This window comes from Mycobacterium sp. TH-M15, assembly GCF_057473705.1.
This window is the reverse complement of the sequence record NZ_JBYCLB010000390.1, coordinates 1-3,494: the sequence shown is the minus strand read 5'-3', so window position 1 is coordinate 3,494 and position 3,494 is coordinate 1. Positions and strand designations below refer to the sequence as shown.

Below are 3,494 nucleotides of genomic sequence, written 5' to 3'. Positions count from 1 at the left end.
GGGCGTTGACGACTTGGCCGTCAGGTTTGTTGGCGACGGCGATGATAGGTGTGCTCGGGGCGGCGACCTGCACCCATGGTCCGGCGATGCTTTCTTTCAGGGGTGCACCCGCGGCGGCGGGCCCGGCGTCGACGCCGCCGACGGTCAGTACCAGGTCGGCGCCGCCGTACCAGGCTGGGCTGACCACGGTCGAGACCTGATGCCAGTCGCGGGGGTCGTCGGCGCGCAGCGGGTCAAAGAGGGGGTTTTGGCCGCAGCCGGGCTCGCCGGTGTTGCCGGCCGCGGCGACGACGACCGCGTCTTTGTCGACCACAGCGTAGTTGAGGGCCGCGCCCACGGCGGCGTCGTTGATCAGGTCGTTGGCGTTCATGCAGCTCTGCACTGACAGGTTGATGACTCTGGCGCCCAGGTCGGCCATGCGGCGGATTGCCCGCGCCAGCGTCATCAGGTCGCCGGCTTTGCGGATACGGCCGTCGGGGTCATAGCCGGCGTGTTCGGGGCTGAAGCCTTCCGATGACTGGCGCATCGAGATGATGGCGACGTCGGGGGCGACCCCGACGAATGCGTCCCCTGGTGGTGGTGGCCCGGGCGGTGGCGGCGGAGCGGGCTCGAGTGGATGCGGACCGTTGCCGGCGGCCGGGTAGACCGGCCACTGCTGGGGTAGCACACGGTGGTGGGCTGCCGGCGGGTTTTCCGGCGGGGGCGGTGGTGGTGGGGCCGGAGGCGGAGTGACCACGGTGACGGTGACCGGTTTGGGTGGTTCTGGTGGCGGGGTGACCGGCGCGCCGGGCCCCAGCGGCGGCGGCGGGGGCGGCAGCGCTGGGGCGTTCTCAGGCCGGCTAGGCGGTTTGGTGGCCGGATCAAACGGCTGACCTGCGATTATGGATGCCACAGCGGTCCCGTGTCCCTCACAGTCGTCCAGGCCACCATCAGCTTGACCGGTGACGTAGTCGCCGCCGGCGTAGACCCGCGGCAAGCGCGGGTTGGGGGTGACGCCGGTATCGATGACCCCGACCGTCACCCCGGCACCGGTGGAGAACTTCCACGCCTGATCGACGTTGAGCATGGCGAAACCGGGCGCCGGCAGCTTGACGTCAGGCTGATCGACGGTGATCGGGCTGATGCAGCGGGCAGTCTGCTTCATCGCCTGTTCCGGGCCTGGCGTGCTCGGCGGCGGTAACGCGGCCGGGTCGATCCCCGGGATGTCGACCGCGGCAGCCCGCGGAATTGGGGTACCTCACGTCACGGCCGCGGACAGTGTGCTGGCCGCGGCCAGCACACTGACAATACGTCGCCTCACCAGTGCACTCCTTGTGTGCGCAGATAGCCGAAAATCCCCAACGCCCAGGCCGCCAACACGGGGATCACTACGATCAGGGCGTACCCCAACCATTCGACGGCCTTGCGGGTGTTCGGGGAGAACAGGTGCTGCCACAGCGCGGTGCCCATCAAGAAGATGCCGGTGGCCGGCAGTAGCGCCCATCCGCAGAAGGTCAGCACCGAGCTGAGGTCGCCGCCGGGTGTTGTCCACGCGTATTTCGCGCCGATAACGACCAGGGCCGCAGCGGAGGCCGTAACCAGCAGGGTGGCCTGTACGGCGTCGTTGAATCGTCGGGCGCGGCCAATGAGTTCGACGGCGACCGCGATGACCAGCAGCGTGGACAGCACCGGCCGGTGCTGGTGAGGGGTGATCGCCAGCCATGCCGATACGATTTCGATAACCGCGACAGCGGTGCACGTGCCGATCAGCACCGAGCGGGCGCGCTCGGCTGCTGATGCGACGGCCTGCGCCGACATCAGCGACGGGTCGGGAACGTCGTCGACGACCGGCGATACCGTGTCGTGAGGTTGGTCGGAAGCGTGATCGAACATGTCGCGGTTACGGATGGAGCGGAACGGTTGGCGAGGGATGCGCGCCAACGTCAACGCCAATCGTGGTGCGGCGGTAATCAACACCAGCGCACAAACGAGGCCCGCGACGCCGACCTCAAACCCCGACAGCGGGCTGTAAAGCCCGACACCGGCCGCGGCCGCGGCGAGGGTGGCGATGCACGCTACCGCCGTGCCGGCCACCCAGTAGCGTTTCCGCAGGCTGATCACCACGATCGCGCCGGCACTGAGTGCACAAGCCCCGGCGAACACGTTCGCCGGGCCCAGCTTGGGTGGCACGGCGGCCAGCGCCGCCGCGGACACAGCTACGCTGGTGGCTGCGAATCCGTCACGGACCCAACCGAATTGCGGCCAGCGGACATGTGTGATCGCGGTTGCGGCCCACCCCAGGGCGGCCAGCACGCCAAGGGCGGTCGCGGCCAGTGCTACCGGGCAGGCCGGGTCGAGCCGGGCCCGCCACAGCAGGCCGGTGCACACCAGGATTGCGGTGATGATGGTGCCGATCGCCACGGCGTGGGCGATCGTGGCGGTGACCGGATTGACCCGGGTCCGCAGATAGGTCGCCAGAGCCGATGCGACATTCTCGTTGCGGGGAACGTAGCGGATCGGCTCGAGTGCGGGCAGCAGCTGCAGGATGTCGCCGTCGCGCACTCCGCTGTTTTCCAGCGTGCCATGAGCTTTGTCTGAGATCGCGGCCCCGTCGATCCAGGCAAGTTCGTAGACCGCGGAATCATCCAGGGTGCCTGGGGCCAGGCGGGTGGCCACCGCGGCGGCGGTGGCGGCAACGACCCGCTCCAGAGGTGCGCACGCCGGCAGCACCATCGGAATGAGAGTTGTTCGTTCGGCCAGGATGTAGACCCGCGTCGATGCCGGAACCGGAGCCGGGGACGTCTTTGTCGTTGTGTTCGGGGCAGCCGGTGAATCGGAGGTCATCGGCGGCGCGCCTCGAGGTTGGTGGCGCCGAACCCGGCGGCGATGTGGGCGGCGAGCTCGATGCCGCGGCGGCGGGTGCGCGGCGCCAGGGCACGCAGGTTCTCGATGACGCCGCCGGTGCTGAGGTAGTCGTCGAATGGCATGACGACGGTTGCGCCGCCGGTGTGGGCGCGGAATTCGCGCTCCAGGGCGGTGCGAGTGCCCTTTGACGCCCGACCGCGCGGGTCGTTGAGAACGACCACTGTGTGAGAGATCAGTCGGTGGTAGCCCGCGCCGCTCAGCCACGCCAGGGTTTCCCCGGCGGCCTGGCCGGCGCCGGGTTCCATAGCGCCAACCACGACGGCGGCCGACAGTGTCGGCAAGACCGCCTCCATGACGGGGTGTTCGAGGACCTGCCCGCAGTCGATGATCGCCAAGTTCATGTAGCGGTCGATGATTCGCATCGCCGAGGTGTAGGTTTTGCCGTCGATGAGGCGGCGCGACTCAGTGCGGTGCTCGCCGCGTAGCAGCCATAGACCGCTGTCGCTGTTGGCGCCCAGGTGGGTTTTTACGTCGGTCCAGCGTTGCAGCCCGCCGCCGGCGGCGTCGGCGAGCAGGTCCCAATAGGTTTGTGTGGTCTGTGGTGCGATGCGGTGGGCGAGCTTGCCGAATGACGGGTCGACGTCGAGTGC

The 3,494-nt window shown here is 68.9% G+C and carries 3 protein-coding genes and 1 pseudogene; all 4 read right to left on the bottom strand.

What is annotated here, in order from left to right; translation table 11 throughout:
* The coding region (locus AC2VNT_RS09540; RefSeq protein ID WP_486946625.1) for a S8 family serine peptidase at positions 1-526 on the bottom strand (526 nt) is incomplete at its 3' end.
* Positions 527-877: 351 nt separating this feature from the next.
* Positions 878-1,066: pseudogene (locus tag AC2VNT_RS09535) on the bottom strand (S8 family serine peptidase); the annotation flags it as partial.
* Between the two features lie 230 nt (positions 1,067-1,296).
* Positions 1,297-2,823 carry a type VII secretion integral membrane protein EccD gene (gene eccD, locus AC2VNT_RS09530; RefSeq protein WP_486946624.1) on the bottom strand — a complete coding sequence of 509 codons (1,527 nt, stop codon included), beginning with the start codon at positions 2,821-2,823 and terminating at the stop codon, positions 1,297-1,299.
* On the bottom strand, positions 2,820-3,494 hold a 675-nt coding region (locus AC2VNT_RS09525; RefSeq protein ID WP_486946623.1), incomplete at its 5' end, for a MinD/ParA family ATP-binding protein. The genes eccD and AC2VNT_RS09525, both read right to left, overlap by 4 nt.

Excerpts from the sequence above, each read along its gene's own strand:
- eccD (WP_486946624.1), bottom strand. The coding sequence starts at position 2,823 with ATGACCTCCGATTCACCGGCTGCCCCGAACACAACGACAAAGACGTCC.